Genomic DNA, 411 nt, shown 5'->3' with positions numbered 1-411 from the left:
CTCCAGCTCGGTGCGGTACTTCTCGCCGTGGATGCGTACCCCCTGGGCGACGGCGCGGGCCTCCCGGTCGGCAGGTGACAGTGCGGCGTACGCCCGGGCGTTCGCGCCGTTGTTGTAGTACCCGACGACAACGCCCTTCGCGCCGTGGTAGCCGTACGACGGGTACCAGATCGCGGAGAGATCCAGGTTGGTGTTGGTGATGCCGGAGTAGATCTTCTCGTCCTGCTCCCACCACCGTCGGCGGTACTGCAGACCGATCTTGCCGGTGGCGTTCGGCACCGCGTACGCCAGGGCGGTCCTGACCGGCTCGGTGAGGTTCGACGGGATCTTCGCCAGCACCTGCGGCGGGATGGTGCAGACGCAGAAGTCGGCGGTGGCGGTGCGCGTCCGCCCACCCGGTCCGGTGTAGAC

Annotated in this window: 1 protein-coding gene; it reads right to left on the bottom strand. The window is 68.6% G+C overall.

From position 1 onward, the window contains the following. On the bottom strand, positions 1-411 hold a 411-nt coding region (locus tag I6F36_RS39130), incomplete at both ends, for an FAD-dependent oxidoreductase (RefSeq protein WP_225173309.1).

The sequence above is a fragment of the Bradyrhizobium sp. BRP19 genome (genome assembly GCF_020194195.1).
Lineage (GTDB): Bacteria > Pseudomonadota > Alphaproteobacteria > Rhizobiales > Xanthobacteraceae > Bradyrhizobium > Bradyrhizobium yuanmingense.
This window is presented reverse-complemented; position numbering and strand designations above follow the sequence as displayed.